The following is a 24,901-nucleotide window of genomic DNA, read 5'->3' as shown; positions in this document are numbered from 1 at the left end:
AGGTTGAAAGGACTGAGCGGCCGTAAGTGCTCAGTGAGCCGAGAGGTCCGCTTGTGAAGGCTGGGATTGCGACCCATGGGGGTGTTGTAGTTGCCGGGGCCCTGGCTTTAGTTCTTGGGGCGTCGGTCGGCACATGGTGGGCTATCCAGCCGAGCGCTCTGTCGCAGAAGCCCTCGATTGATTGTGTGCTGTGCACGACGGTGGAGTCGACGGTGGAGAACATCGACATGTTCACCGACTGGGACGGTTACAACGCACGGAAGTACGCGGAGGCTCAGGCGCAGCAGGCGTTGTTTGCCGCTGGTCCGGGAGCGGTGTGGGATGCGATCACGAAACCGATCGTCGATGACTGGGCGAACAATCCTGGTCATGCCCTCGGTGGGAGTGTGGTCACGGTAGGAGCTTTCGCGATCCCCGGTGGCGGGGTGTTGAAAGGTGTCCGCGGGGTTAAAGCCGCCGAAGAGGCAGTCAGCACAGCGGCAAAGGCAGCAGACAACCTGCTTCCGGGTTTGCCGGCGTCGGCACCGAAGCCATTGGGACTTGGGTCTACGGGTAGGACGGCGCCTCAGAATCTGACTGAGCAGTTGGCGATGACCGAGGTCCGCTCGGCGCCAGGTGGGCGGGTGCTCTCAAAGGTCACGATGACCGATCCGCGGTGGCCTGCGTCGACGGCTGGGTCAAGATGCAGCAGATCGTCAACGGCGTGAACGTCCACTACGTCCGCAACACGGCGACTGGTGCGGTTGACGACTTCAGGTTCGTGATGCGTCGATGAGAGCCGTCTGCGTCTCCAACGACCCGAAGCGGCTGGCTGACCACCAGCGGGGTCGAGCTGCGGAGTTCGAAAGCGAATACCCGCTGACGGTGGGCAAGACCTACGTCGTGCTGGGCATGAGCATCTGGGAGAACGTCTTCGAGTTTCTCGTTCGTGATGACTGGGATGGCCCGTGCTTCGCTCCGGCAGGGTTCTTTGAGCTGCTCACGGCGCCGATTCCCGAGGGCTGGCTGTTCGGCCTGAGGGCCGGCGTCCATGCATCGGGTCGAGATCTTTGGACGTCACCCGGCGTTGCGGTCTGGGGCTATCCGGAACTTGTCGAAGAGCACGGACACGCTGGCGCGCTCCAGGAGCTGGAGCCTGAAGCGCTCTCTGTGTTCGATCGTTACTACGAGATTGCCGAGAAGGCTGACGAGGCCTGATCAGTTGGCCTGGCCGCTGAATGCTTGGCGGGCGTGGTGACGCAGGAGTGCGCCTTCGATGAACGCGGCGACGTGAAGCATCCCGGGCTGTGTGGAGGGTCTGATTCCCCGAAGGATGATGATCATGCCAGCATTACGGAAGTATCCGCAGGAGTTGCGGGATCGGGCTGTTCGGCTCGTTTATGAGGCTCGGAAGGAAGATCCGGAGCTGTCGTTGAACGCGGCAGTGGTTCGGATCGGGCAGCGTGTCGGAGTCAACTCGGACACGCTGCGGGGGTGGATGAAGCGGGCGCAGATCGACTCGGGTGAACGGCCTGGTGAACCGTCCCCGGTTTGATGCCGTTTCCTTTCGAGTTTGAAAGGACAATGTTGATCATGCCGAAGAGGATTCCTGAGGAGACAAAGCAGCGCGCAGCGCGCTTGGTGTTGGAGCATGTCCGCCCGACTCAACACCGTGATGACGATGCCAACTCGTGAGCGGTGGCCAAGCAGCGAACGATTCACACGCGCGCACTTTGACGCGATCCCCGGTGGTGGTGGTGAAAGGTGTCTGTTGCGCCCCGGGTTTGGTGGAGGCTCTTTGTCCCCGAGAGGATGAGAGTTTTGACGAAGCATTGTCCGAGTGAGTTGAAGGAGCGGGCTGTTCGCCTGGTGTTGGATTCCGAGGGAGAGCCCGGCGGTCGCCGGAGCGCATGCGCCCTCCACTCCTCCACAGGCCCCGTAGAAAGGACTTCTCCACAGATTTTGGCAAACAGTTGTAGACATGCATTCGGGTTTGAAAGAATCTATACATGTCATTCCTCGCACAAACACTCGAAGGGTCCGCGGCCGCGGTCTCGGCCTTTGGTGTGAGCACGCGGGACTATGACGCGCTCCCGGATGACCGGGTGCTCGAGCTCGGCGTGGCGATCGCCGCCCACGAGCGAGCCTTCGGCCTGGTGAAGGCCCAGCACGCCGCTCAGGTGGCGAGGCGCTCGCGCCGCGAGTTCGGGCACACCGGGTTGGCCGCCCGCAATGGGTTCGCCTCCCCGCAGAAACTCCTGCAGCAGGTCACCAAGGTGACAGCGCGGGAGGCTGGCCAGCTCGTCAATCTCGGCAATGCCATCGGTGAGGCCGAGGCCGCGCGCGAACTCCTCGACAACGGAGTGACCGAGATCGGCGGGGTACCGGTTGAGACGGCGTGGGATGAGCCGATCTGCCGTGCTGTGACGACGGGGGCGCTCAGCGTCGAGTGCGCTGACGCACTCCGGCGCGGACTCGGCAAGCCCGACGGCGACATCACGGCGGAGAGGCTGCGCGAGCTCGCGACCGAGCTTCTTCGCGGATACGGGGAGCTTCCGGCGGATGCGCTGTTCCAGCGAGCGAGGGCCGAGCGGGACCTGAACGACCTCGACGGCATCGCCGCGCGACAGCAGGAGCAGTACCTGCAGGGTGGATTCCGCCTGTTCCGTAAAGCCAATGGCATGTTTGGGTATGCCGGGCAGGCCGACCCCGAGTCCGCTGCCGTGCTCATGGGAGCGCTTGATCCGTTGACGAGTCCGCGCCGAGGAGGGCCCCGCTTCACCCGGCCGGAGGACATTGCCCGGGCCAAAGCCATCGTCGACGACCCGCGCACGACAGAGCGGATCACGCTCGATGGTCTCGTCGCCCTTGTGAAGGCCGCCGGCGGACTCGACCCGCAGACGATACCCTCCGGCGATCACACGCTCGTGAAGGTGCTCGTGCCGGCGGCGTCGGTGGAGCACGCCGAGGCGGACGAGGCTGAACTGCCGCCACAGGGATTCGGGGTCATCGAGTCGACCGGCACGACCATTGCGGTCGGCACCGCCGAAGCCGGTCTGTGCGATTCACGGTGGCAGGAGATCACGATCGACACATGCGGGAATCCGCTCGATGTCGGCCGGACCCGCCGACTGTTCGACCGGAGGCAGCGTGAGGCTCTCGCGGTACGTGACGGCGGATGCATGTGGCCGGAGTGCCTGCAGCCGCCCTCCTTCACCGAAGCGCACCACATCGAACAGTGGAAACGTGACCGAGGGCGGACGGATCTCGAGAACGGCATCCTGTTGTGCCGGTTCCACCACCTGCTCCTGCACAACAACCACTGGGAACTCCACCGCGATGCCGAGGGAAGATACTGGCTGACGCCGCCCGCCGCCGTCGACTCCGATCGGGTTGCCGTACAGCTCGAAAGCAAGAACCTCCTCACCCGAGCGCGACAACGAAGTCGACAGCGACCCGGCTCACCCCCATCGGGTGCACCGTTGCCAGAACTGATCGCCACCTGAGCGAGCAGTCTCCTGAACCAGCTGCCTCCCGACCAAAGCGCCGGCACACCACATCGAGCGCTACTGGTTCTGCGGGAAGCCCAGGTTGATCCCACCGTGGCTCGGATCCAGCCAACGGCTCGTCACAACCTTCTCGCGCGTATAGAACGCGATTCCCGCCGGGCCATACGCCTTCGCGTCGCCGAACGCCGAATCCTTCCAGCCACCGAACGAGTGATACGCGACCGGCACCGGGATCGGCACATTCACACCCACCATCCCGGCCTCCACCTCGTGCTGGTAACGCCGAGCAGCACCACCATCGTTCGTGAAGATCGCCGTCCCATTGCCATACGGGCTGCGGTTGATGAGCGCGACACCCTCCTCGAAGGAAGGCACCCGGATGATGGCGAGAATCGGCCCGAAAATCTCATCCTTGTAGACGGCCGAATCGGTACTGACCTTGTCGAGCAACGTCGGGCCCAGCCAGAAACCACTCGCCTCCCCATCGACAGCGATCCCGCGCCCATCGACAACGACATCCGCACCATCGGTGTGCGCGAGATCGATGTACGACGCGACCTTGTCCCTGTGAGCCTCGGTGATGAGAGGCCCCATGTCGCAGTTGCGCATACCGTCACCGACCTTGAGGCCCCTCATCCGCTCGGTGATCTTCGCGATGAGGTCGTCGGCCACCGGCTCGACGGCCACGACGACACTGATCGCCATGCACCGCTCACCGGCCGAACCGAAACCGGCATTGACCGCAGCATCCGCGGTCAGATCGAGGTCCGCATCCGGCAACACGAGCATGTGATTCTTCGCGCCACCGAGCGCCTGCACACGCTTGCCGTGCTTCGACGCCGTCTCGTAGATGTACTTGGCGATCGGAGTCGAACCGACGAACGAAACCGCCTTGACGTCCCGGTGCTCCAGGAGCGCGTCGACCGACTCCTTATCCCCATGCACGACATTGAAGACACCCTTCGGGAGCCCCGCCTCCGTGAACAGTTCAGCCATCCAGTTCGCCGCCGACGGGTCCTTCTCCGACGGCTTCAGCACCACGGTGTTACCCGCCGCGATAGCGATCGGGAAAAACCACATCGGCACCATCGCCGGGAAATTGAACGGGCTGATGATCGCGACAGCACCAAGCGGCTGGCGCAGCGTGTAGACGTCGACACCGGTCGACACGTTCTCCGAGAAATCGCCCTTCACGAGGTGAGGCATACCGAGCGCGAACTCGACGACCTCGATCCCGCGCGCGACCTCGCCCCTCGCATCCGACGTCACCTTGCCGTGCTCGGCAGTGAGGATGTCGGCCAGGTCGTTGCGGCGCGCATTCAAGAGCTCGCGATAGCGGTACAGGATCGCCTGCCGGTGGGCCTGCGACGTGTCTCGCCAGGCCGGAAATGCTGCCGTCGCGGCGGCAACCGCCGTGTCGACATCCGCGACACTCGCAAGCCGCACATTCTTGGCGACCGCACCCGTGGCCGGGTTGAACACCGGCGAGGTGCGGGTCGAGTCACCAGTGTGCGATGCCCCATCGATGTAGTGGTTGAGTGTGTCAGTCATGACGTATCGATTCGATTCTGTGAGTGCTCGTGAAGATTCGGTATGAAAGGTTGATGTGATGTCTCCGTGTGAAGCGTGGAGACGCGGAAGCGTTCAGGACAGCAGGTCGAGCGAGAGCACCTCGTCGTAGATCGCCATCGCCTCAGCGACCTCGGCATCGGTGACAACGCACGGCGGAACGACATGGATGCGGTTCTCAGACAGGAAGGGAAGAAGATTCCGCGCCAGAAGCTCGGACTTCACCCTCGCCATGACCGCGGCACTCACCGGAGTACGGCTCGCCTGGTCGGAAACCAGCTCGACCGCCCAGAAGACACCCACCCCGCGCACATCACCGACGATCGGATGGTCCGCCTTGAGCTTCGCCAGCGCCGGCGCGAGGACATCCCGCCCGATCCTCGCCGCATTCTCGACGATGCCCTCCGACTCCATGGCGTCGAGAGTCGCCACGATCGACGCCATCGCGAGCGGATGTCCGCTGTAAGTCAGTCCACCCGGGAAGACGACCTCGTCGAAGTCGTGCGCGATCGCATCCGAGATGATGACACCACCGGCGGGAACATAACCGGAGTTGACCCCCTTCGCGAACGTGATGAGATCGGGGACCACGTCGTAGCCGTCGAACGCGAACCAGTTCCCGGTGCGGCCGAAACCGGCCATGACCTCGTCGAAGATGAGTACGAGGTCATACTTGTCGCAGAGCGCACGCACACCCTCGAGATAGCCGGGCGGTGGCATCAGCACTCCGGCGGTTCCCGGGATCGTCTCGAGGAGGATCGCGGCGATACCCGAAGGACCCTCGCTCTGGATGACGCGCTCCAGGTGGTGGAGCGCGCGCTCCGACTCCTCCTCAGGGGTCTGCGCCCAGAACTCGCTGCGGTACAGGTACGGGCCGAAGAAGTGCGCGTGACCGCGGGCGTACTCGTTCGCCACACGACGCCAGTCGCCGGTCGACACGATCGCAGCACCGGTGTTGCCGTGATACGAGCGGTAGGTGGAGAGGATCTTGTCCCGACCGGTGTGCAGGCGGGCCATGCGGATGGCGTTCTCATTCGCATCCGCGCCGCCGTTCGTGAAGAAGACCTTGTTGAATCCGTCCGGAGCGCGATCGACGATGCGCTTGGCGGCCTCACCGCGCTGCAGGTTCGCGGTCGGAGGGGAGATCGTCGCCAGGATTCCGGCCTGCTCCTGGATGGCGGCCACGACCGCAGGATGCTGGTGCCCGATGTTCACGTTCACGAGCTGGCTGGAGAAGTCCAGATAGGTGCGCCCGGAGTTGTCCCACACGCGACATCCGAGACCGCCCGAGATGACGAACGGATTCAGTTTCGCCTGCGCGGACCAGGAATGGAAGACGTAGGCGTCGAGTTCGAGAGCCCTGGCATCGAGGTCGATGCCTGCCTTGCCGGGGTCGTTCCGGGTGGTGGTGTCGGTCACGGGATATCGTGCTTCTTTCTTGTTTCAACTGTTGATCAGCACCCCCCTGTTGTGCAACACAGGGTGCCGGGTGGTGGTCGGGCGGCCACTCGAATGGCCGCCCGACCGGGGTGGTACTACTTGCCGCCCTCCTTGAGGGTGACCGTGATGGGCTGGTAGTTCGCTCCCATCACGTCGACTCCTTCGGCCTTCAACTCGTCGAGGGCCTGCTGGATGTACTTGTTGGTGTGGGCGTCGGCCGGCGGGTCCTTCGTGAGGATGGTCGCACCGGTCTCGTTCTTCGTCGTCTTGGCGATACCGACGGTGCGGTTCCAGGCCGCCTCATCGATGAAGCCGATGCCGTTCGTGGAGGGCCAGATGAGCTTGTTGACCTCGTTGGCCATCCACAGCTGGTGGCTGGTACCCAGGGTCGAACCCGCCGCCGTGACGATGTCCGCAGCCTTCTGCGGGTCGTTCATGGCGAAGATCCAGCCCTTGATGGACGCCTTCAGGAACTTGACGGTGGTCTCCTCGTACTTGGGGTCACTCGCCAGTCGGTCGGCATCCGCCCAGATGGAGTCCTGGAGCATACCGACACCGACCTTGTTGTAGTCGATGACGTTGATCTCATCCGGCTGGTAGAGCTTGCCGGTCGCAGGGTTGACGCTCTCCAGCACCTGCGCGTACTCGTTGTAGGTCATCGCCTGTGCTGCGTCGATGTCCCCCTGGAGCATGCCGAGCATGTCGAAGGCCTGCGTGACGAGAGTGATGTCATCCACCGACAGGCCCGCCTTCTGCAGGCCCGCGAAGATCTCCCACTCGTTGCCGTAACCCCAGCTTCCGACCGTGTGGCCCTTGAGGTCCTCGATCGAGTTGATGTTCTTGTCCTTGAACGAGATCTGCGTCGTCGCAGATCGCTCGAAGATCTGGGCGACGTTCGTGATGTGGGCGCCCTGCTCGATCGAGCCGAGCACCTTCGGCACCCAGGAGATCGCGTAGTCAGCCTCGCCGGAGGTGAGGGCATCCTGCGGCACGATGTCCGCGCCACCCTCCTTGAGCGTGACGTCGAGACCCTCATCCTTGTAGAAACCCTGGTCCAGTGCGGCGTAGTAACCGCTGAACTGTGCCTGGGCGAACCACTGGAGCTGGAGCGTGACCGGCGTCAGCGCGCCGTCGCCCTTGTCGGTGTCCCCTGAACCGGGCGGTGTGCAGCCGGTAAGGGCGAGTGCTGCAGTCGCCAGGACCGCGGCGCCCGTCAGTAATCTCTTGCGATGGTGCATTGCTTCCTCCTTGTTGGTGATTCATCGGACGGTGCAGGGTGGAACGTCGTGGCGGATGCGCTTCGGGATCAGGTGCCGCGATCGCGCAGCACCCACCGCTCGATCCCGAGCACGGCCAGGTAGAACACGAGGCCGAGCAGGATGGATCCGAGCACGTAGGCCCAGGCGAGTGGGTAGTTGCTGCCGGCCGCAGCGGTCGTGATGGACTTGCCGAGACCGCCGATGGGTCCACCGAAATACTCGGCGATGACGGCGGCGATGACGGCGAGCGAAGACGCAATCCGCACACCGGTGAAGATGAACGGCAGCGCCGTCGGGAGCGTGACCACGCGGATCGTCTGCCCGGTCGACGCCGCATGCGCGCGCAGGAGATCGCGGTGCACCGGCCGCACCTGCCGGAGACCCTTCAGGGTGTTGACATACACCGGCACGAAGACGGCGAGCGAGGCGACGAGCTGGCGAGCGGTCTGCTGGCTCGCGCTGAACATGCTGTACAGCACGGGTGCGAGCGCAACGATCGGCAGGACCATCGCCGCTGCGACGACCGCGGAACTCAATTCGTCGATGACGCGCACGAGCGAGGCGAGAATCGCGAGCAGGATGCCGAGCACCGCGCCGATGAGGAGGCCGACGAGCGAGTTGAACCCGGTCACGAGCGAGTTCGACCACACCGTCGGAAGGTTGTTCACGAACTGGTCACCGATGGCGGTCGGGCTCGGCAGGACGAACGGCTTGATGTCGAAGGCCGCGACGGCGAGCTGCCAGAGCAGCAGCGTGACGACGCCGAGCAGCAGGGGAGGGATGACCCCCCTCGTCGCGCCGAATGCCGCCTTCATCGGTTGTCGACCCCCATCGGCACGGCATCCGGCGACCCGTGCAGGTGCTCGCGCACCTCACTGACCGCCGCGAAGAACGTCTCGCTCTCGCGGAGGTGGTCGGTGCGCTCGCTCGAGGTTCCGAGTCCGACGTCCACGATCGCACGGATGCGTCCAGGCCGCGGCGACAGCACGACGACCCGGTGGGAGAGGAATACCGCCTCAGGGATCGAGTGCGTCACGAAGACGACTGCGGCGTTCGTCTCCGCGCAGATGTGGGCGAGTTCGCCCTGCATGTGTTCGCGCGTCATCTCGTCGAGCGCGCCGAACGGCTCGTCCATGAGCAGGAGGTTGGGGCTCTCGGCGAGGGACCGGGCGATCGCCACCCGCTGCTGCATGCCGCCGGAGAGCTGGTCGGGGAAGTTGTCGCCGAAGTCGGTGAGGCCGACGAGGGAGAGCAGCTCCTTCGAACGTTTCGCACGCTCCGCCTTGCCCACCTTGTGCAGCTCGAGCGGCAGCTCGATGTTGCGGCGCACGGTGCGCCACGGCAGGAGGCCCGCCTGCTGGAACGCGATCCCGTACTCCTGGTCGAGCCGTGCCTGCTTCGCCGACTTTCCGAATACGGACAGCGAACCGCTCGTCGGCTGGTCGAGATCCGCGATCAACCGCATGAGCGTGCTCTTGCCGCATCCGGACGGGCCGATGAGCGACACGAACTCCCCGCGCGCGACCGTGAGGTCGATGTCCTCGAGCGCCGTGACCTGTGCGCCCTTCTTGCCGGGGAACACCTTGCCGACGTTCTCGGCGATGACCGCGGGTGTCGTCGTCGGTTCTGAAGCCATGTCCTTGTCATCCTCACGTGTCATGCGTTCGTCTCCCCGCGCCGGTAACGCCGGACGAAGAGTCCGAGAACTGCCACGACGCCCGCCGCGATCAGGCCGATCGCCACAGCGCCGAAGATGGGTGCCCACGGCTTCCCCGGGTCACCGCCCGCCGCTCCGGCGAACTCGATGACCATGCGGCCGATGCCGCCCTTGAGGCCGATCGACACCTCGGCCACGATCGTGCCGATCACGGCGTTGGCCGCGGCGAGCTGGAGGGCCGGCATGAGGTAGGGGACGCTCGCGGGGATGCGGAGTTTGACGAGGGTCTTCCACCATCCGACGCCGAACGACCGGAACAGTTCCACGTGGTTCGTGTCGGGGGAGTTCAGCCCCTTGAGGGCGCCGATCGACACGGGGAAGAACGCGAGATAGCTTGCGATGAGCGCGACCGACATCCAGTTCTCCCAGACGAAGTCGCCGAACTGGATCTGCGCGCCCCAGCGGCGAACGAGCGGCGCGATGGCGATGAGCGGTACGGTCTGGCTCAGGATGATCCACGGCAGCACAGCCGACTGCGCGGTGCGGAAGCGCTGCATCACGAGCGCGAGGAGCAGGCCGACGCTCACGCCGATGATCCAGCCGACGGCGGCGACATAGAGCGAGAACTCGGATGCCTCGACGACCGCCTGCCACATGAAGATCGAGTTCGAGGCGCCGGTGAGCGGTTCGGAGAGCCGCTCGAACATCGTCGCGATGTGCGGCATCGACAGGTCGTTCGTCCTCGGAAGGAGGATGAGCTCTCCGACCGTGAAACCCTTCTCCGGACCGACGAGTTTGTAGACCTCCCAGGCCACCCCGACGAAGACGATCCCGAGGGCGCCGAGGATCCACCTCCGCCAGGCGACAGCCCGGCCGGACTTCGACGCGGCCGCACCCTTTGCCCGGGTGGCGGGTACGGCGTCGAACTGCCGGGTGGCGGTCTCGGTCATGTCAGGCCTTGGCGACGATGTGCTCGGAGAGGGCGGGGATGACGGTTTCGCCGTACACGCGAAGGGTCTCTTCCTTGTTGTCGTGCTGCAGGTATCCGGCGAACTGGTCGACCCCCATGTCCTTCAGGGCCTTCAGTTTCTCGATGTGGTCCGCTGCGGTGCCGAGGACGCAGAACCGGTCGACGATCTCATCCGGTACGAAGTCGGCGTGCGTGTTCCCGGCCTGGCCGTGCTGGTTGTAGTCGTAGCCCTCGCGGCCCTTGATGTAATCGGTGAGGGCCTTCGGGACCGCCGAGCCCTCCCCGTACTTGGCGACGATGTCGGCGACGTGGTTGCCGACCATCCCGCCGAACCAGCGGCACTGGTCGCGCATGTGGGCGACCGCATCGTCTGTGGTGTCGCCGATGTACATCGGGGCGGCGACACAGAACTTGACCGACCGGGGGTCGCGACCGACCGCCTCCGCCGCGTTCCGCACGGTCGTGATCATCCACTCCGCGACGTCGAGATCCGCCATCTGCAGGATGAACCCGTCCCCGACCTCGCCGGCGAGCTTGAGCGCGAGCGGGCCGTAGGCGGCGACCCAGACCTCGAGCGAGGATCCGGTGCTCCAGGGGAACTGCAGCGTCGCGCCGTTGTATTCGACCGACCGGGAGTTCGCGAGCTCCCGGATGACGTGAATCGACTCCCGCAGTGTCGTCAGGTTGGTGGGCGCCCCGTTCGTCACGCGCACGGCGGAGTCGCCGCGCCCGATGCCGCAGATGGTGCGATTGCCGTACATCTCGTTGAGGGTCGCGTAGACGGATGCCGTGACCGTCCAGTCGCGCGTCGCAGGGTTCGTGACCATCGGTCCGACGATGATCCGGTTCGTCTCGGCCAGGATCTTGCTGTAGATCACGTACGGCTCCTGCCAGAGCAGGTGGGAGTCGAACGTCCACACGTGGCTGAAACCGTGCGCCTCGGCCAGCTTGGCCAGTTGCACCGTGCGCGCCGACGGCGGGTTGGTCTGAAGTACTGCTCCGAAATCCATGGGTTCCGTTCCGTGTCGGGGTCAGGTCAGGTACTGGGAGAGGCCGCGCTTGAAGAACTTTCCATCGCCTGCCTTCCCGAGGTACTGGTTGTCGTCGACGATGACCTTGCCGCGCGAGAGCACGGTGTCGACGTGACCGTCGATCTCGAACCCTTCCCACGCGGAGTAGTCCATGTTCATGTGGTGGGTCTTGCCGACACCGATCGAGGTGTGGCCCTTCGGGTCGTACACGACGATGTCGCCGTCGGCGCCCGGCTGGATGACGCCCTTCCTGCCGCACATTCCGAACATCCGGGCCGGCGTGGTGGAGGTCACCTCCACCCAGCGCTCGAGCGTGATGTGCCCGTCGACGACACCCTGGTAGAGCAGGTCCATGCGGTGTTCGACGGACCCGATGCCGTTCGGGATCTTCGAGAAGTTGCCGATCCCCATGTCCTTCTGGTCCTTCATGCAGAACGGGCAGTGATCGGTGGAGACCATCTGGATGTCGTTCGTGCGCAGGCTCTGCCACATGTGGTGCTGGTGGCCTTCTTCACGGGACCGCAGCGGCGTGGAGCACACCCACTTCGCGCCCTCGAAGTCTCCCCACTGCTCACTCGAAGCGCCGAGCTGCTCCTCGAGCGAGAGGTAGAGGTACTGCGGGCAGGTCTCGCCGAACACGTTCTGGCCGTTGTCGCGGGCGGCGGTGATCTGCTCGACCGCCTGCTTCGCGCTCACGTGGACGACGTAGAGCGGTGCTCCGGTGAGGTTCGCGAGCATGATGGCGCGGTGGGTGGCCTCCTCCTCCGCCTGCCACGGGCGGGTGAGTCCGTGGTAGTAGGGGGAGGTGTTGCCTGCTGCGAGCGCCTGCTGCACGAGCACGTCGATGACGGCGCCGTTCTCGGCGTGCATCATCATCATGGCGCCGAGCTCTGCGCCCTTCTGGAATGCCCGCAGGATCTGTCCGTCATCCGAGAGGAAGACGCCCTTGTAGGCCATGAAGAGCTTGAAGCTCGACACGCCCTCGTTGATGAGTTCGTCCATCGCGGTGAGCGAGGAGTCCTGGACGTCGGAGAGGATCTGGTGGAATCCGTAGTCGATCGCGCAGTTCCCGTCGGCCTTCTCGTGCCAGGCCTTGTACTGGTCGAGCACGTTCTCGCCCGCATACTGCACGACGAAGTCGACGATGCTCGTCGTTCCGCCCCACGCGGCCGCCCGCGTGCCGGTCTCGAAGGTGTCGCTGGCGAAGGTGCCGCCGAAGGGCATCTCCATGTGCGTGTGGGCGTCGATCCCACCCGGGATCACATATTTGCCCTTGGCGTCGATGACCGTGTCGACGTTCTGCTCGAGGTCGAAGCCGAGCAGGGTCGACCCGGGCGCGAGCACTGCGGCGATGGTCTCGCCGTCGATGAGGACATCGGCCTGGGCCGTACCCGTGGAGTTGACGACCGTACCGTTCTTGATGAGGGTCTTCATGATGGTCCTCCTCGTGGTTATGGCTTGGGGATCGAGGTGTAGGAGTCGGGGCGGCGGTCGCGGTAGAACTGCCAGTCGTCGCGCATCTGGCGAACCATGTCCATGTCGAGGTCTCGGATCATGACCTCCTCGTCAGTGCCGGATCCCCGTTCGCCGACGAAGTTGCCGCGCGGGTCGATGACCTGGCTCGTCCCGTAGAAGTCGACGGCGAGCTCTCCGTACTCGTTGTCCTCGCGTCCGACGCGGTTCGGCTGGAGCACGTAGTAGCCGTTCGCGACAGCTGCGGCCGGCCCCTCGACCTCCCACAGCCGGTTGGACAGTCCCGGCTTCGTCGCGTTCGGGTTGAAGACGATCTCCGCGCCGTTCAGGCCGAGCTCACGCCATCCTTCCGGGAAGTGGCGGTCGTAGCAGATGTACAGGCCGATCTTGCCGACCGCGGTGTCGAACACCGGGTAGCCCATGTTCCCGGGGCGGAAGTAGAACTTCTCCCAGAAGCGGTCGAGGTGCGGAATGTGGTGTTTGCGGTACTGGCCGAGGATCGTCCCATCCGAGTCGACGATGACGGCGGTGTTGTAGTACAAGCCAGGCATCTCTTCTTCATAGATGGGGAGAATCATCACCATGTTCAGCTCTTTGGCGAGTTTGGCGAAGCGCTGCACGATGGGGCCATCCGACGGTTCGGCGTAGGCGTAGTACTTCTTGTCCTCGGTGATCCCGAAGTACGGTCCGTAGAAAAGCTCTTGGAAACTAATGACCTGCGCGCCGTCCGCTGCAGCATCCCTCGCGAACTTTTCGTGCTTGTCGAGCATGGATTCCTTGTCGCCTGTCCACGTCGTTTGCGTGATTGCTGCGCGAACGATGTTCGATCCACTGACGCTCATTGATGCCTCCAGCTCAGGGCGACCCTGCCCTATTTGTTACTCACTAGCCTAAACATTTAGGTATTGTGTCGACTGATGTCGTACAGTCTTCATACTGTCGCCCAAACCGACGTGAGGCAAGTCAGAATGGCAAACTTGGCCGATCGGATCCAGGGCCGGACCCCGGTGGGGATTTCGGCCTCTCTGGGGCGCCTGATCGCTGCGGGGGAACTCGCCGCTGGAGACCGGTTGCCGACGGTTCGCGAACTCGCGGCCGACCTCGGCGTGAGCCCGGCGACGGTGAGCCAGGCCTGGCGCGCGCTCGCGGCCGCGGGCCTCATCGAATCGCATGGGAGGAACGGTTCCTTCGTGCGCAAGGTGGCCGCGCCGGAGCGTTCCACATTCAGTCAGCCCCACTCCGACGGGAGCGGGCTTCCCGGCCTCGACCTCTCACGAGGCACACCCGATCCGCAACTGCTCCCCGGCCTCGGGCGCGCGCTGTCCCGCGTGTCCGAGCGCGCAGAGACCTCCGCGTATATGGAACTGCCGGTGATTCCGGAGCTCGTCGGCGTGCTCAGCGACTCCTGGCCGTACACCGTCGAATCCATCACGATCGTCAACGGCGCACTGGACGCGATCTCCCGCAGCATCGAACAGGTCGCGCGATTCGGAGACCGCGTCGTCGTCGAGAATCCGGGGTTCCCGCCCTTCTTCGACCTGCTCAGGCGCCTCGGACTCGAGGCCGTTCCCGTGCACGTCGACGAGCGGGGGATCGTCCCCGAGTCGTTCGAGGCGGCGCTTCGGATGTCGCCGTCCCTCGTCATCTTGCAACCGCGTGCGCTGAACCCGACCGGGGCGTCCATGACGAGCGAACGCGCGGAGACCCTTGCCGGAATGATCGGCGACGACACGCCGTTCGCGCACGTGATGGTCGTCGAAGACGATCACTCCGGCGACATCACGGCGTCGCCCGATGTGAGCCTCGGAAGCTGGATTCCGGATCGCGTGCTGCACGTGCGCAGCTACTCGAAGTCGCACGGCCCGGACCTGCGCATCGCAGCGCTCGGAGGCACGGCGAGCCACATCAACGCGATCGAGGCGCGGCGGATGCTCGGGCCGGGCTGGACGAGCCGGATGCTGCAGACGATCCTCTACGACCTGCTCACCTCCTCGGAGAGCATCGCCGAGGTCAGCGACGCCCGACGCGTGTACTTCTCCCGCCAGCGCGCCCTCACCGAAGCGCTGCGCGAGTTCGGGATGGATGTGCGCCAGGCGGACGGGATCAACACCTGGATTCCGGTGGACGACGAGCAGGGCGCGATCCTGCAGCTGGCCGCGCGCGGCATCCGGGTCGCCGGCGGAACGCCGTTCTTCGCCGCAGAATCGGATGAGGCTTACATCAGGGTGACGGCGGGCGCGATCTCGGGGGATGTCTCCGCCGTGGCGCGGGCGCTCGCCGCTGCGGCCAGCGCAGAGCCGGTCGGCACCCCTGCGCTCACGACCCGCTGGGCGTGATCGACCGACAGAAACTAGGCTTGAGCGGTGGCGCATCCGAAGAAGACCCCCTTCACCCTCGACGTGGTCGACCTGATCCATCGGCCGGGCGAGCTGCGCGAGCGCGTGATCGATACGACCGCACCGGAGGGCTGGGGCAATGCGGTCATCGGCGTGCGCGAAGGCGAACCGATCCACGTCGCCGCGCGTCTCGAGTCGCTCCACGACGGCATCCTCGTGTCCGCAGACGTCTCCACGCTCGCCAAAGGGGAGTGCGTGAGATGTCTCATCGACGTCGACCTCGCGGTCGAAGTCGAAATTCAGGAGGTTTTCGCGTATTCTCATGACGAAGCATTCGACTATGAGGTTCACGAAACGCTCGTGGATCTCGAACCGGTGGTCCGGGACGCGGTGGTGTTGTCACTTCCGTTCCAGCCCGTCTGCCAGGACGACTGCACAGGCTTGTGCCCGCAGTGCGGGGTGCGACTCCTGGATCACCCGGGTCATGAACATGAGGCCCCCGTCGATCCGCGGTGGTCGGCGCTCGGCCCACTCGCGGAGCTCTCCCAAGACGATAAAGAGAAGAGATAACCATGGCTGTTCCCAAGCGCAAGATGTCCCGCGCCAGCACCCGCGCGCGCCGCGCACAGTGGAAGGCGACCCCGCCCACCCTCGTGAAGACGATCGAGGGCGGCAAGGTCGTCTACAGCCTTCCGCACCGCGCGAAGGTCGTCGAGGACTCCGCAGGCACTCCGCTGTACCTGGAGTACAAGGGCCGCAAGGTCGCCGACGTCTGATCCGGCCGCTGTTTCGTTCTGGGACACACCGCCGAATGTTGGAACATGGGGATGACGGGCAGCACCGGGGACGGGCTTAGCCCCGTGCCCGATGCGCGCGAGCTCGCGGATGCCCTCGGCGTGCCGCTGAGCCCGGCACTGCTCGAGCTCGCCCTCGTCCACCGCTCCTATGCGTACGAGAACGGCGGGCTCGCCCACAACGAGCGGCTCGAGTTCCTGGGCGACTCGATCCTCGGCCAGGCCGTCACGGTCATGCTCTACACGGAGAACCCGACCCTCGACGAGGGTGAGCTGGCCAAACGGCGGGCGAGCCTCGTGAGCAGTGTCGCGCTCGCGGAGGTGGCGAGGCGGATCGGACTCGGCCAGTACATCCGGCTCGGCAAGGGCGAGGAGCAGACGGGCGGACGCGAGAAGTCCTCCATCCTCGCGGACACCGTGGAGGCGGTCATCGGCGCCGTGTACCTGGATGCGGGCCCGGACGTCGCGACCGACCTCGTGCTGCGGCTGATACGGCCGCTCATGGACAACCCCGACCGGTTCGGCGCCGCCATGGACCCGAAGACGAGCCTGCAGGAGCTCGCGGCCGCGCTCGGCAAGGGACTGCCGCACTACGAGGTGACCGACAGCGGCCCCGACCATTCGAAGCGCTTCCATGCGACGGTGATCGTCGGAACAGACCCGATCGCATCGGGGCACGGGTCGAGCAAGAAGCACGCGGAGATGGCGGCAGCCCTGAGCGCGTGGACGCTCCTGCAGGATGGCGCAGACGAGGTCGCGGTCGCGGACGTCGTCGAACTCGCCGATTCGGATGCCCGCCATCTCGCACCAGCGGATTCCGGCGATCCGGATGCTGCATCCTCGTCCCTCTGACCGTGCCCGAACTGCCCGAAGTCGAGGTCGTGCGCGCCGGCCTCGCGCCGTTCGCGTCCGGTGCGACGGTGACGCGAGTGGATGTGCTGGACGAACGGTCGCTTCGGAGGCATCCAGGACCGGCGGAGGACTTCGTCGACCGGCTCACCGGATCCACGTTCATGGCGCCGTCGCGTCGCGGGAAGTTCTTGTGGCTGCCGCTGGGCTCGCCGGCGGCCGGGGAAGCGCTCGTGGTGCACCTGGGCATGAGCGGGCAGGTGCTGCTGCGGGCGCCGGGCACCGTGGACGCGTTGACGCGCATCCGGATCGACCTCGAACATCCGCAGCACGGGCCGGCCCGCCTCAACTTCGTGGACCAGCGCATCTTCGGGTCGATGGCCATCGACGCCCTCACCGCGGTTGCGGATCTCGCGCCGGGCGCGCAGCCGGAGCGGATCCCGGCATCCGTCGCCCACATCGCGCGCGATCCGCTCGATCCGCACTTCGACGATGACCGGTTTCTCGCGGCGCTGCGAAGGCGTCACACGGGCATCAAGCGTGCGCTGCTCGACCAGACCCTCGTGAGCGGTATCGGCAACATCTACGCGGACGAGGCGCTGTGGGCTGCGCGCATCCACTACGACCAGGCGACGGATGCCCTCAGCCGCCGTCGCGCGATCGTCCTCCTCTCCGAGGTGCGCGCCGTGCTCGCAAAGGCGCTCGCGGAGGGCGGCACGAGCTTCGACACGCAGTACCTGAACGTGAACGGGGAGTCCGGATACTTCTCGCACTCGCTCAATGCGTACGGGCAGCAGGGGAGTCCGTGCCCGCGCTGCGGACGACCGATCGTGCGCGAACGGTTCATGAACCGCGGCAGCCACTTCTGCCCGTACTGTCAGCGCCGTCGCTGACCTCCAGGTGGATCCCGCTGCAACACTCACCGGCTCGGCGAGCGGTCAGCTTCCTTTTTCCACCCACCGCCATAGCCGACCGGCACGAAGCCGATGGCTTCGTTGACGTCGAGCATGGGCCGGTTCTCCTCGGCGTTGAACGTGGTGACCGACGGATGCCCCGGGTGGGTCTCGGCAAGATATTGCAGGTTCGCCAGCTTGAGGAGCATCCCCAGTCGATGGCCGCGATGCTCCTTGAGCACCAGAGTGTCCAGTTGCTCGACCGGGCGCTCGAGTTCCGGCGGCACCGAGAGTTCGGTGAAACCCGCGAGGTGGCCGCTGGCCGCGTGCTCGGCGGCGACCGTGAGGGCCGCGCGCGGGTTGCCATCCCAACGATCGTCCATCGTGCGCACCCGCTCCTCATCCCAGTTCGCCTCGGCGACCTCGAGGCCGGCCGCCGGAGCATCCGTACTCATCCGTCGGTGCAGGAGGGCGATGTCGGAGACCCATTGCTCGGGCGTCCGCCCGGTCCACCGCACGAGCCGGTATTCGTCGCCGGCGGCAGCGAGGGCGGAGTCGAAGAGTCGTGCGAACTCGGTCTCGTCCACGGGAAGCGCGAGGCGGCTCATCCGCTCCACCTGCTCGAGTGTGAACCCTCGCGCCAGCAGGAAACGGGTCTCCGGGTTATCGAGAGGAATCGAGCCGAAGCCGGTCGGCGACGGCAACTGTTCGGAGTCATCCGACCGTTTGTGGATGAAGTAGCCCTGTTGGAGGGTGCGACCCTCCGTCACGCACCTCGCCGCAAGACGCTCATAGAGCGCAGCCCCGATGCCGCGCCGCCGGAAAGCCGGCAGCACTTCGATCGAGAGCCAGGCATCTCGCGCTCCCTCTTCGATGGGCGCCTCGTAGATGGCGCGGGCGACGATGCGCCCGTCGACCCGCGCGACGAGGCAGGTCTTGGGCTCGTAGGGGTCCTGCCAGTTCGGCAGAAGTTCTGCGGGTTCATACGCGAGGTCGCGATTGCCGACCGTGTCGGCTTCGATCTCGTTGCGGACATGGGTCATGTCGATGAAGTCGGCGGCATCCGGTGCATCGATGCTGGCAGGGATCACCAGCTCGTCGATCGTGAAGGTGGTCATGGTGCGAGACCTCGGCATCGTTGGGGCTGCGACGGACAGGGGCAGCGGTGGTGGGGGACAGCGGTCAGGTTGACTGTGCAAAGCCGATCAGGCTACAACAGCGAGTGCTGCATGCTCATCGAACGAGACCGAACCGTTGCAATCGACGGAAGCCCTCCCCGGTTCCGGTACCGTAGTCGAATGAGTTTCGTCCGGCTGAGGAGGGTGCAGCGGTGTACCTGAAGAGCCTGACTCTCAAGGGATTCAAGTCCTTCGCCCAGCCGACCACGTTTGCCTTCGAACCCGGTGTCACGTGCGTCGTGGGACCGAACGGTTCCGGCAAGTCCAATGTCGTGGATGCTCTCGCCTGGGTCATGGGCGAGCAGGGGGCGAAGACGCTCCGCGGCGGAAAGATGGAGGACGTCATCTTCGCCGGCACCGCCACGAAGGGACCGCTCGGCCGGGCAGAGGTCCTGCTCACGATCGACAACTCGGATGGCGCGCTCCCGATCGACTACACCGAGGTCACGATCAGCCGCACGCTGTTCCGCAATGGCGGGAGCGAGTACGCGATCAACGGCGAGGCCTGTCGACTGCTCGACGTGCAGGAGCTCCTGAGCGATTCGGGCCTCGGCCGCGAGATGCACGTCATCGTCGGGCAGGGTCAACTCGACCAGGTGCTGCACGCGACCCCGGATGAACGGCGCGGGTTCATCGAGGAGGCCGCCGGAATCCTCAAGCACCGGCGCCGCAAGGAGAAGACTCTGCGCAAGCTCGAGGCCATGCAGGCGAACCTCACGCGCCTGAGCGACCTCGCCGGGGAGCTTCGGCGGCAGTTGAAACCGCTCGGGCACCAGGCCGAGATCGCGAAGGAGGCGCAGTCCATCGCGGCCACCGTTCGGGATGCGCGCGCGCGGCTTCTCGCCGACGAGGTCGTGGAACTGCGGTCGGCGCTCACGCTCCACGGACGAAGCGAGTCTGAGCGCAAGACCGAACGCATCGTGCTGCAGGAGCAGCTCGACCAGAACAAACTGCGGGAGCTGCACCTCGAGCAGGAGCAGGTCGGCGACGCCGTCGATATCGCCCGGCGTACGGCGTTCGGGCTCGAATCGGTGCAGGAGCGGCTGCGCGGGCTGTTCACCCTCGCGAACCAGCGGCTCGCCCTGCTCGGCTCCGACGTCGACGACCACTCCGGCGGAAGCGCCGTGACCCCCCAGCAGATCCAGGACTCCGCGGATGAGGTGGAGCTGCTCACCGAGGCCGTCACGGCCGCGGAGCACGGCTGGCAGCTCGCGCAGCAGGCGAGCGCACAGGCGAAGGCCGACCTCGACGCGATCGACGAGGAGATCGCGCTCCAGGCGACGCTCGTCTCGAAGCATGAACTCGAGATCTCGAAGCTGACCGGTCACGCCGAGACGGCGGCATCCCGCCTCGCCGCCGTGCGTGGGGAGGTCCTGAGGCAGCAGAACGCGCTGGATGCCGCCGTCGAGCGCAGGGCCGCCGCGCATGCCGCGTTCGCGAGCCTCGAGACGGATGCCGTGCTCGGCGAGGCGGGTGAGACGGACCTCGACGCGGCCTACGAGTCGGCCCAGGCCGAGGTGACGGCTGCCGAGGCCGAGATCGAGCGCATCCGGGAGGAGCTGCACGGCCACGAGCGGGAGCGATCCGGCCTCGCGGCGCGCACGAGCGCTCTTTCGAGCGCACTCGACCAGAAGGACGGTTCGAGCGCGCTGGTCGCACAGAAGCTGGGCGGCATCCGCGGCCTCGTCGCCGAGCACATCCAGGTCGAACCCGGCTTCGAGACGGCGATCGCCGCTGCGCTCGGGACACTCGCCGACGCCGTGCTCGCGGACGGTCGCAGCGCAGCGTTCGATGCCGTCGACCGGGCCCGCAGCGATGAGCTCGGCCGGGTCGAGATCCTGCTCGCCGACGCTGCAGTACCGACATCGACTGCGGCGATACCCGACGGTGCCGTCGCAGCGTCCTCCGTCGTCTCGGCCCCGGATGGCGTGCTCGGCATCCTCTCCGACGTCGTGATCGCCGAGGACCTCGCCGCGGCGCGCCGCGTCTGGAAGAGCATGCCGGAGGCATCGCCGTTCACCGTCATCACGAGGGCCGGGGACGTTCTGGGCCGGTACGTGCTGCGCGGCGGTTCCGGCGCGCAACGCTCGCGCGTCGAACTCGTCGCCGACCGGGATGCGGCCCAGTCCAGGCACGCGGATGTCACGGTGCTCATCGATCGTGCCCGGTTCGCGCTCGCGGAGCAGCGCGCTGCACTCGACTCCGCGAAAGTGCGCTCTGCCACCGCGCTCGCCGCGCTGCGCGAGTTCGATGCGCAACTCGCGGCGAGCACGGAGAAACTCAGCCGCGCGCGGGTCCAGGTCGAGGCGGCGGGAGCAGAGTCGGAGCGGCTCGAGCGCGGTGTCGCCCTCGCGACCGAAGCGGTGGCGGATGCGCTCGCCGCTTCCGAGGCGGCGAACGCCGAACTGGAGGCGGCCAGGTCGAGGCCGAGACCCATCCTCGACGTCTCCGCGCGGGACGCGCTCTCCGACGAGCTGGATGCCGCGCGCGAGAGCGAGGTCGAAGCGAGGCTGCAGCTCGAGACGGCCAGGGAACGCGTGCGCGCGGAGGAACTGCGCGGCCGACAGCTCGCTCACCAGCTGGATGAGGACCGGGCGGCGGCCCAGGAGGCGGCGCGACGGGCGGTCATCCGTCGGCACCAGCTCGACTCGGCGCAACGCGTCATCGCCATACTCCCGGCGGTACTGGATGCCGTGGACCGTTCGGTGTCGAGCGCTCGCGTCGAGTTGGTGGGGCGTGAGGGCGAGAGGGCGCAGCAGAACGAGGAGCTCGCGTCGCTTCGTCGTGACGAGGCATCGCTGCGTGAGCGGCTCGCCGCCGTGAGCGAGAGCGTGCACGGGCTCGAGATGCAGATCTACGAGAAGAAGCTGCTGCTCTCCGGCCTGCTGGAGCGCGCCGGCGAAGAGCTCGGGCTCGTCGAGGATGTCCTCGTCGCCGAATACGGACCCGACGTGCCCGTGCCCGCCGATCCCGGTTCCGCACCGGTTGAGCCCGACACCCCTGCGGACGAGTCCGCCGCGACTCCCGTGCCGGCAACCCCTGCGCCGAATGCACCCGAGCCGGATGCACTCGCGCCGGATGCCCTCGCGCCGGATGCCCTCGCGCCGGATGCACAGGGAAAACCGTTCGTGCGCGCGGAGCAGGAGGCGCGCCTCGCGAAGGCGGAGCGCAAGCTCGCCCAGCTCGGCCGCGTCAACCCGCTCGCGCTTGAGGAGTTCGAAGCGCTCGAGCAGCGCCACAAGTTCCTCGCAGAGCAGCTCACCGACCTCACGAACACGCGCAAGGACCTGCTGACGATCATCGACGACATCGACGGCAGGATGCAGGACATCTTCTCGAGCGCGTTCGAGGACACGAAGGCCGCCTTCCATGAGGTGTTCCCGATCCTGTTCCCCGGCGGCACGGGCAACATCCTGCTGACCGACCCCGAGGACCTGCTCGCGACCGGTATCGAGGTCACCGTGAAACCGGCAGGCAAGAAGATCGAGAGGCTGTCTCTCCTGAGCGGAGGCGAACGCTCTCTCGCTGCCGTCGCGCTGCTCATCGCGATCTTCAAGGCGCGGCCGAGTCCGTTCTACATCCTCGACGAGGTCGAAGCGGCCCTCGATGACGCGAATCTCGGCCGTCTTCTCACCGTGCTCGAGGACCTTCGCGCGAACTCCCAGCTCATCGTCATCACGCACCAGAAGCGCACGATGGAGATCGCGGATGCGCTCTACGGCGTCTCGATGCGGCAGGACGGTGTGAGCGCCGTCGTCGGCCAGCGAGTGGCCGCGGAAGAGCAACAATCAACCACTCACGGGTGAGGGTGCGGCGGAATAGACTTACGCGGTGATCGAGACCGCCGTCATCCAGAAACGCGTCGTTCGCGCCCTCGTCGTCGCACAGATCCTCGGCGGGATCGGGCTCGGTGCGACCGTGTCGGTCGGCGCGCTCCTGGCATCGGATGTCAGCGGCTCGCCGGCGTGGTCCGGCATGGCCGCGACGATGAGCACGCTCGGTGCGGCACTCATCGCGGTGCCGCTCGCGAGGGCTGCGCAGGCGAAGGGCCGCCGCGTCGCCCTCTCGATCGGATCGATCGTCGCAGCGCTCGGCGCCGTGCTGGCGACGTGTGCTGCAGCGCTCGGCTCCTTCCCTCTCCTGCTCGTCGGCCTCGCGCTCGCGGGAGCCGGCTCGGCCACGAACCTGCAGGCGCGATTCGCTGCGACCGACCTCGCTGTGCCGCTGCATAGGGCACGGCAGCTCTCGCTCGTCGTCTGGTCGACCACGATCGGCGCTGTGCTCGGCCCGAACCTCATCGAACCGGGCGAGCAGATCGGCGGGGCGATCGGGCTGCCGACCCTCACCGGCCCCTTCGTCTTCACCGTCGCAGCGCAACTCGCCGCCATGCTCGTTTACTACTTCGCGCTCCAGCCCGATCCGCTCCTCACCGCACTCGCGAACGCTCCGGCGCGGGAGGGCGCGCCACCCCGGCACGGGTTCGCGACCCTGCGCGTCAACGCGCTCGCCAGGTTCGCGGTCGCCGCGGTCGCCCTGAGCCACGCGACCATGGTCGCGATGATGTCGATGACACCGGTGCACCTCTACGGGCACGGTGCGACGCTCATCATCGTCGGCTTCGCGCTGAGCCTCCACATCGCCGGGATGTATGCGCTGTCTCCGGTCTTCGGCTGGCTCGCCGACCGTTGGGGTCGCATCCCGACGATCCTGTTCGGCCAGGGGATGCTCGTGGTGTCGCTTCTCACAGCGTGGGTCGGAAGCGAGTCCCAGGTGCTCGTCATCGTGAGCGTCATCTTCCTCGGGCTCGGCTGGTCGGCGTCCACGATCGCCGGATCGACCCTCGTCGCCGAGTCGGCACCCGTCGATGACCGTGCAGGACTCCAGGGCGTCTCCGACCTGCTCATGAACTCGACGGCCGCCGTCTGTGGCGCGCTGGCTGGTCCGGTGCTCGCCCTCGTCGGCTACTCCGGACTCGGTATCGTCTGCCTGCTGCTCGTCGCCGTCGTGGCGATGTGGTCGGTGCGACACCTGTCACCTGCTCGGCAACTCGCCAACTAGGCTCTCTCTCATGGCTGAGAGCTCCCACCCCTGGTCGCTCGGCGGCGCGCTTCGCGGCATGTTCGCGAAGAAGACGATCGACGACGAGACCTGGGATGACCTCGAGGATGCCCTCATCTCGGCCGATTTCGGACCGGATGTCACGGACTCAGTCGTCACCGAGTTGCGCGCGAGCGTCGACCTGTTCAGGACGACGGATCCCGCTGACCTCAAGCGGATGCTGCGCGAGACCCTGGAGGAGCGCCTCGCTCGACTCGACCCGACGCTGACCCTGTCCGCCCGCCCCGCCGTGGTCCTCGTCGTCGGGGTCAACGGCGTGGGCAAGACGACGACGATCGGCAAGTTCGCGAAGTTCCTCGCGAATCACGGACGCAGTGTCGTGGTCGGCGCGGCCGACACGTTCCGGGCGGCGGCGGTCGAGCAGCTGGCGACGTGGGCGGAGCGCGGCGGCGCCCAGATCGTGAAGCCCCAGCAGCAGGGTCAGGATCCGGCATCCGTCGCATTCCAGACCGTGGAGAGGGCGCAGCGCGATGGCATCGACATCGTGCTCATCGACACGGCCGGGCGCCTGCAGACCAAGAGCGGACTCATGGACGAGCTGGCGAAGATCCGACGCGTGATCGAGAAGCAGGCCGAGATCGCTGAGGTGCTCCTCGTGCTCGACGCGACGACGGGCCAGAACGGGCTCGCCCAGGCCGAGGCGTTCATCGAGCACGCCGGTGTGACCGGTCTCGTCCTCACGAAGCTCGACGGGTCTGCGAAGGGCGGATTCGTGCTCGCCGTGCAGGAGAGGACCGGCATCCCCATCAAGCTCGTCGGGCAAGGCGAGGGCATCGGTGACCTGACCGGATTCACCCCGCACGTGTTCGTGCAGAATCTGGTCGGTTAGGCGCGGCGCACGGCACT

General features: G+C 66.3%; 21 protein-coding genes. 11 read left to right on the top strand and 10 right to left on the bottom strand.

Features of this window, described 5'->3' with window-relative positions; translation table 11 throughout:
* Window positions 1-212 precede the first annotated feature (212 nt).
* The 3 genes from BKA04_RS03855 (at window position 213) to BKA04_RS03840 (ending at window position 3,485) form a co-directional block, all read left to right on the top strand.
* A complete protein-coding gene (locus BKA04_RS03855) occupies window positions 213-707 on the top strand; it encodes a hypothetical protein (protein WP_167309657.1) in 495 nt (164 codons plus the stop codon).
* Window positions 708-864: 157 nt separating this feature from the next.
* On the top strand, window positions 865-1,197 hold the full coding sequence (locus BKA04_RS03850; RefSeq protein WP_134542231.1) for a hypothetical protein: 333 nt from the start codon (window positions 865-867) through the stop codon (window positions 1,195-1,197).
* Between the two features lie 791 nt (window positions 1,198-1,988).
* Complete coding sequence (locus BKA04_RS03840) at window positions 1,989-3,485, top strand: HNH endonuclease signature motif containing protein (RefSeq protein WP_104095227.1); 1,497 nt, start codon at window positions 1,989-1,991, stop codon at window positions 3,483-3,485.
* Window positions 3,486-3,545: 60 nt separating this feature from the next.
* Here BKA04_RS03840 and BKA04_RS03835 read toward each other — a convergent pair whose 3' ends face one another.
* From BKA04_RS03835 to BKA04_RS03795, 9 genes are all read right to left on the bottom strand, one after another.
* Window positions 3,546-5,039 carry a CoA-acylating methylmalonate-semialdehyde dehydrogenase gene (locus BKA04_RS03835; protein ID WP_104095226.1) on the bottom strand — a complete coding sequence of 498 codons (1,494 nt, stop codon included), beginning with the start codon at window positions 5,037-5,039 and terminating at the stop codon, window positions 3,546-3,548.
* A 93-nt stretch (window positions 5,040-5,132) separates the two neighbouring features.
* Window positions 5,133-6,476, bottom strand: a complete 1,344-nt coding sequence (locus BKA04_RS03830; RefSeq protein ID WP_198413289.1) for an aspartate aminotransferase family protein — start codon at window positions 6,474-6,476, stop codon at window positions 5,133-5,135.
* 116 nt (window positions 6,477-6,592) lie between these two features.
* Window positions 6,593-7,735, bottom strand: coding sequence for an ABC transporter substrate-binding protein (locus tag BKA04_RS03825; RefSeq protein WP_104095225.1), 1,143 nt, complete (start codon window positions 7,733-7,735; stop codon window positions 6,593-6,595).
* Between the two features lie 68 nt (window positions 7,736-7,803).
* On the bottom strand, window positions 7,804-8,571 hold the full coding sequence (locus BKA04_RS03820; protein WP_104095224.1) for an ABC transporter permease: 768 nt from the start codon (window positions 8,569-8,571) through the stop codon (window positions 7,804-7,806).
* Window positions 8,568-9,416, bottom strand: a complete 849-nt coding sequence (locus BKA04_RS03815) for an ABC transporter ATP-binding protein (RefSeq protein WP_104095223.1) — start codon at window positions 9,414-9,416, stop codon at window positions 8,568-8,570. The genes BKA04_RS03820 and BKA04_RS03815 overlap by 4 nt, the downstream gene beginning before the upstream one ends.
* Entirely contained in the window at window positions 9,413-10,363 is a 951-nt protein-coding gene (locus BKA04_RS03810; protein ID WP_104095222.1) for an ABC transporter permease, read from the bottom strand. Before BKA04_RS03810 ends, BKA04_RS03815 begins: the two co-directional genes overlap by 4 nt.
* Before the next feature lies 1 nt (window position 10,364).
* Entirely contained in the window at window positions 10,365-11,393 is a 1,029-nt protein-coding gene (locus BKA04_RS03805; RefSeq protein ID WP_104095221.1) for a TIGR03842 family LLM class F420-dependent oxidoreductase, read from the bottom strand.
* Between the two features lie 21 nt (window positions 11,394-11,414).
* On the bottom strand, window positions 11,415-12,851 hold the full coding sequence (hydA, locus tag BKA04_RS03800) for a dihydropyrimidinase (RefSeq protein ID WP_104095220.1): 1,437 nt from the start codon (window positions 12,849-12,851) through the stop codon (window positions 11,415-11,417).
* 14 nt (window positions 12,852-12,865) lie between these two features.
* Entirely contained in the window at window positions 12,866-13,729 is an 864-nt protein-coding gene (locus BKA04_RS03795) for a nitrilase-related carbon-nitrogen hydrolase (RefSeq protein WP_104095219.1), read from the bottom strand.
* A gap of 126 nt (window positions 13,730-13,855) precedes the next feature.
* Between BKA04_RS03795 and BKA04_RS03790 the strand changes: the two genes are divergently transcribed.
* From BKA04_RS03790 to mutM, 5 genes are read left to right on the top strand one after another with little or no spacing between them, the layout of a single operon-like run.
* Window positions 13,856-15,223, top strand: a complete 1,368-nt coding sequence (locus BKA04_RS03790; RefSeq protein WP_104095218.1) for an aminotransferase class I/II-fold pyridoxal phosphate-dependent enzyme — start codon at window positions 13,856-13,858, stop codon at window positions 15,221-15,223.
* Window positions 15,224-15,250: 27 nt separating this feature from the next.
* Window positions 15,251-15,793, top strand: coding sequence for a YceD family protein (locus tag BKA04_RS03785; protein ID WP_104095217.1), 543 nt, complete (start codon window positions 15,251-15,253; stop codon window positions 15,791-15,793).
* Window positions 15,794-15,795: 2 nt separating this feature from the next.
* On the top strand, window positions 15,796-15,999 hold the full coding sequence (gene rpmF, locus BKA04_RS03780; RefSeq protein ID WP_104095216.1) for a 50S ribosomal protein L32: 204 nt from the start codon (window positions 15,796-15,798) through the stop codon (window positions 15,997-15,999).
* Between the two features lie 51 nt (window positions 16,000-16,050).
* Complete coding sequence (gene rnc / locus BKA04_RS03775) at window positions 16,051-16,869, top strand: ribonuclease III (RefSeq protein ID WP_104095215.1); 819 nt, start codon at window positions 16,051-16,053, stop codon at window positions 16,867-16,869.
* Window positions 16,870-16,871: 2 nt separating this feature from the next.
* Window positions 16,872-17,759, top strand: coding sequence for a bifunctional DNA-formamidopyrimidine glycosylase/DNA-(apurinic or apyrimidinic site) lyase (gene mutM / locus BKA04_RS03770; protein ID WP_104095214.1), 888 nt, complete (start codon window positions 16,872-16,874; stop codon window positions 17,757-17,759).
* A 26-nt stretch (window positions 17,760-17,785) separates the two neighbouring features.
* On the opposite strand, the gene BKA04_RS03765 is transcribed toward mutM, so the two are convergent.
* Complete coding sequence (locus tag BKA04_RS03765; protein ID WP_167309655.1) at window positions 17,786-18,877, bottom strand: GNAT family N-acetyltransferase; 1,092 nt, start codon at window positions 18,875-18,877, stop codon at window positions 17,786-17,788.
* A 212-nt stretch (window positions 18,878-19,089) separates the two neighbouring features.
* Here BKA04_RS03765 and smc point away from each other — a divergent pair, with 212 nt between their 5' ends.
* Genes smc through ftsY form a run of 3 tightly spaced genes read left to right on the top strand, consistent with a single transcriptional unit; the run spans window position 19,090 to window position 24,884 of the window.
* Window positions 19,090-22,743, top strand: coding sequence for a chromosome segregation protein SMC (gene smc, locus BKA04_RS03760; RefSeq protein ID WP_104095212.1), 3,654 nt, complete (start codon window positions 19,090-19,092; stop codon window positions 22,741-22,743).
* Between the two features lie 25 nt (window positions 22,744-22,768).
* Window positions 22,769-23,995 (top strand): MFS transporter, encoded by a 1,227-nt coding sequence (locus BKA04_RS03755; RefSeq protein WP_104095211.1) that lies wholly within the window; start codon window positions 22,769-22,771, stop codon window positions 23,993-23,995.
* A gap of 10 nt (window positions 23,996-24,005) precedes the next feature.
* Window positions 24,006-24,884, top strand: a complete 879-nt coding sequence (ftsY, locus tag BKA04_RS03750; protein ID WP_104095210.1) for a signal recognition particle-docking protein FtsY — start codon at window positions 24,006-24,008, stop codon at window positions 24,882-24,884.
* The last annotated feature ends 17 nt before the right edge of the window (window positions 24,885-24,901 follow it).

This window comes from Terrimesophilobacter mesophilus (genome assembly GCF_014200375.1).
Classification (GTDB): Bacteria; Actinomycetota; Actinomycetes; order Actinomycetales; family Microbacteriaceae; genus Terrimesophilobacter; species Terrimesophilobacter mesophilus.
Note: the sequence above shows the minus strand (reverse complement) of the source record. Positions and strands in the feature narration are given on the sequence as shown.

Excerpts from the sequence above, each read along its gene's own strand:
- BKA04_RS03840 (WP_104095227.1), top strand. The coding sequence starts at position 1,989 with ATGTCATTCCTCGCACAAACACTCGAAGGGTCCGCGGCCGCGGTCTCG.
- BKA04_RS03835 (WP_104095226.1), bottom strand. The coding sequence starts at position 5,039 with ATGACTGACACACTCAACCACTACATCGATGGGGCATCGCACACTGGT.
- BKA04_RS03825 (WP_104095225.1), bottom strand. The coding sequence starts at position 7,735 with ATGCACCATCGCAAGAGATTACTGACGGGCGCCGCGGTCCTGGCGACT.
- BKA04_RS03820 (WP_104095224.1), bottom strand. The coding sequence starts at position 8,571 with ATGAAGGCGGCATTCGGCGCGACGAGGGGGGTCATCCCTCCCCTGCTG.
- BKA04_RS03815 (WP_104095223.1), bottom strand. The coding sequence starts at position 9,416 with ATGACACGTGAGGATGACAAGGACATGGCTTCAGAACCGACGACGACA.
- BKA04_RS03810 (WP_104095222.1), bottom strand. The coding sequence starts at position 10,363 with ATGACCGAGACCGCCACCCGGCAGTTCGACGCCGTACCCGCCACCCGG.
- BKA04_RS03805 (WP_104095221.1), bottom strand. The coding sequence starts at position 11,393 with ATGGATTTCGGAGCAGTACTTCAGACCAACCCGCCGTCGGCGCGCACG.
- BKA04_RS03795 (WP_104095219.1), bottom strand. The coding sequence starts at position 13,729 with ATGAGCGTCAGTGGATCGAACATCGTTCGCGCAGCAATCACGCAAACG.
- BKA04_RS03790 (WP_104095218.1), top strand. The coding sequence starts at position 13,856 with ATGGCAAACTTGGCCGATCGGATCCAGGGCCGGACCCCGGTGGGGATT.
- rpmF (WP_104095216.1), top strand. The coding sequence starts at position 15,796 with ATGGCTGTTCCCAAGCGCAAGATGTCCCGCGCCAGCACCCGCGCGCGC.
- rnc (WP_104095215.1), top strand. The coding sequence starts at position 16,051 with ATGACGGGCAGCACCGGGGACGGGCTTAGCCCCGTGCCCGATGCGCGC.
- BKA04_RS03765 (WP_167309655.1), bottom strand. The coding sequence starts at position 18,877 with ATGACCACCTTCACGATCGACGAGCTGGTGATCCCTGCCAGCATCGAT.
- ftsY (WP_104095210.1), top strand. The coding sequence starts at position 24,006 with ATGGCTGAGAGCTCCCACCCCTGGTCGCTCGGCGGCGCGCTTCGCGGC.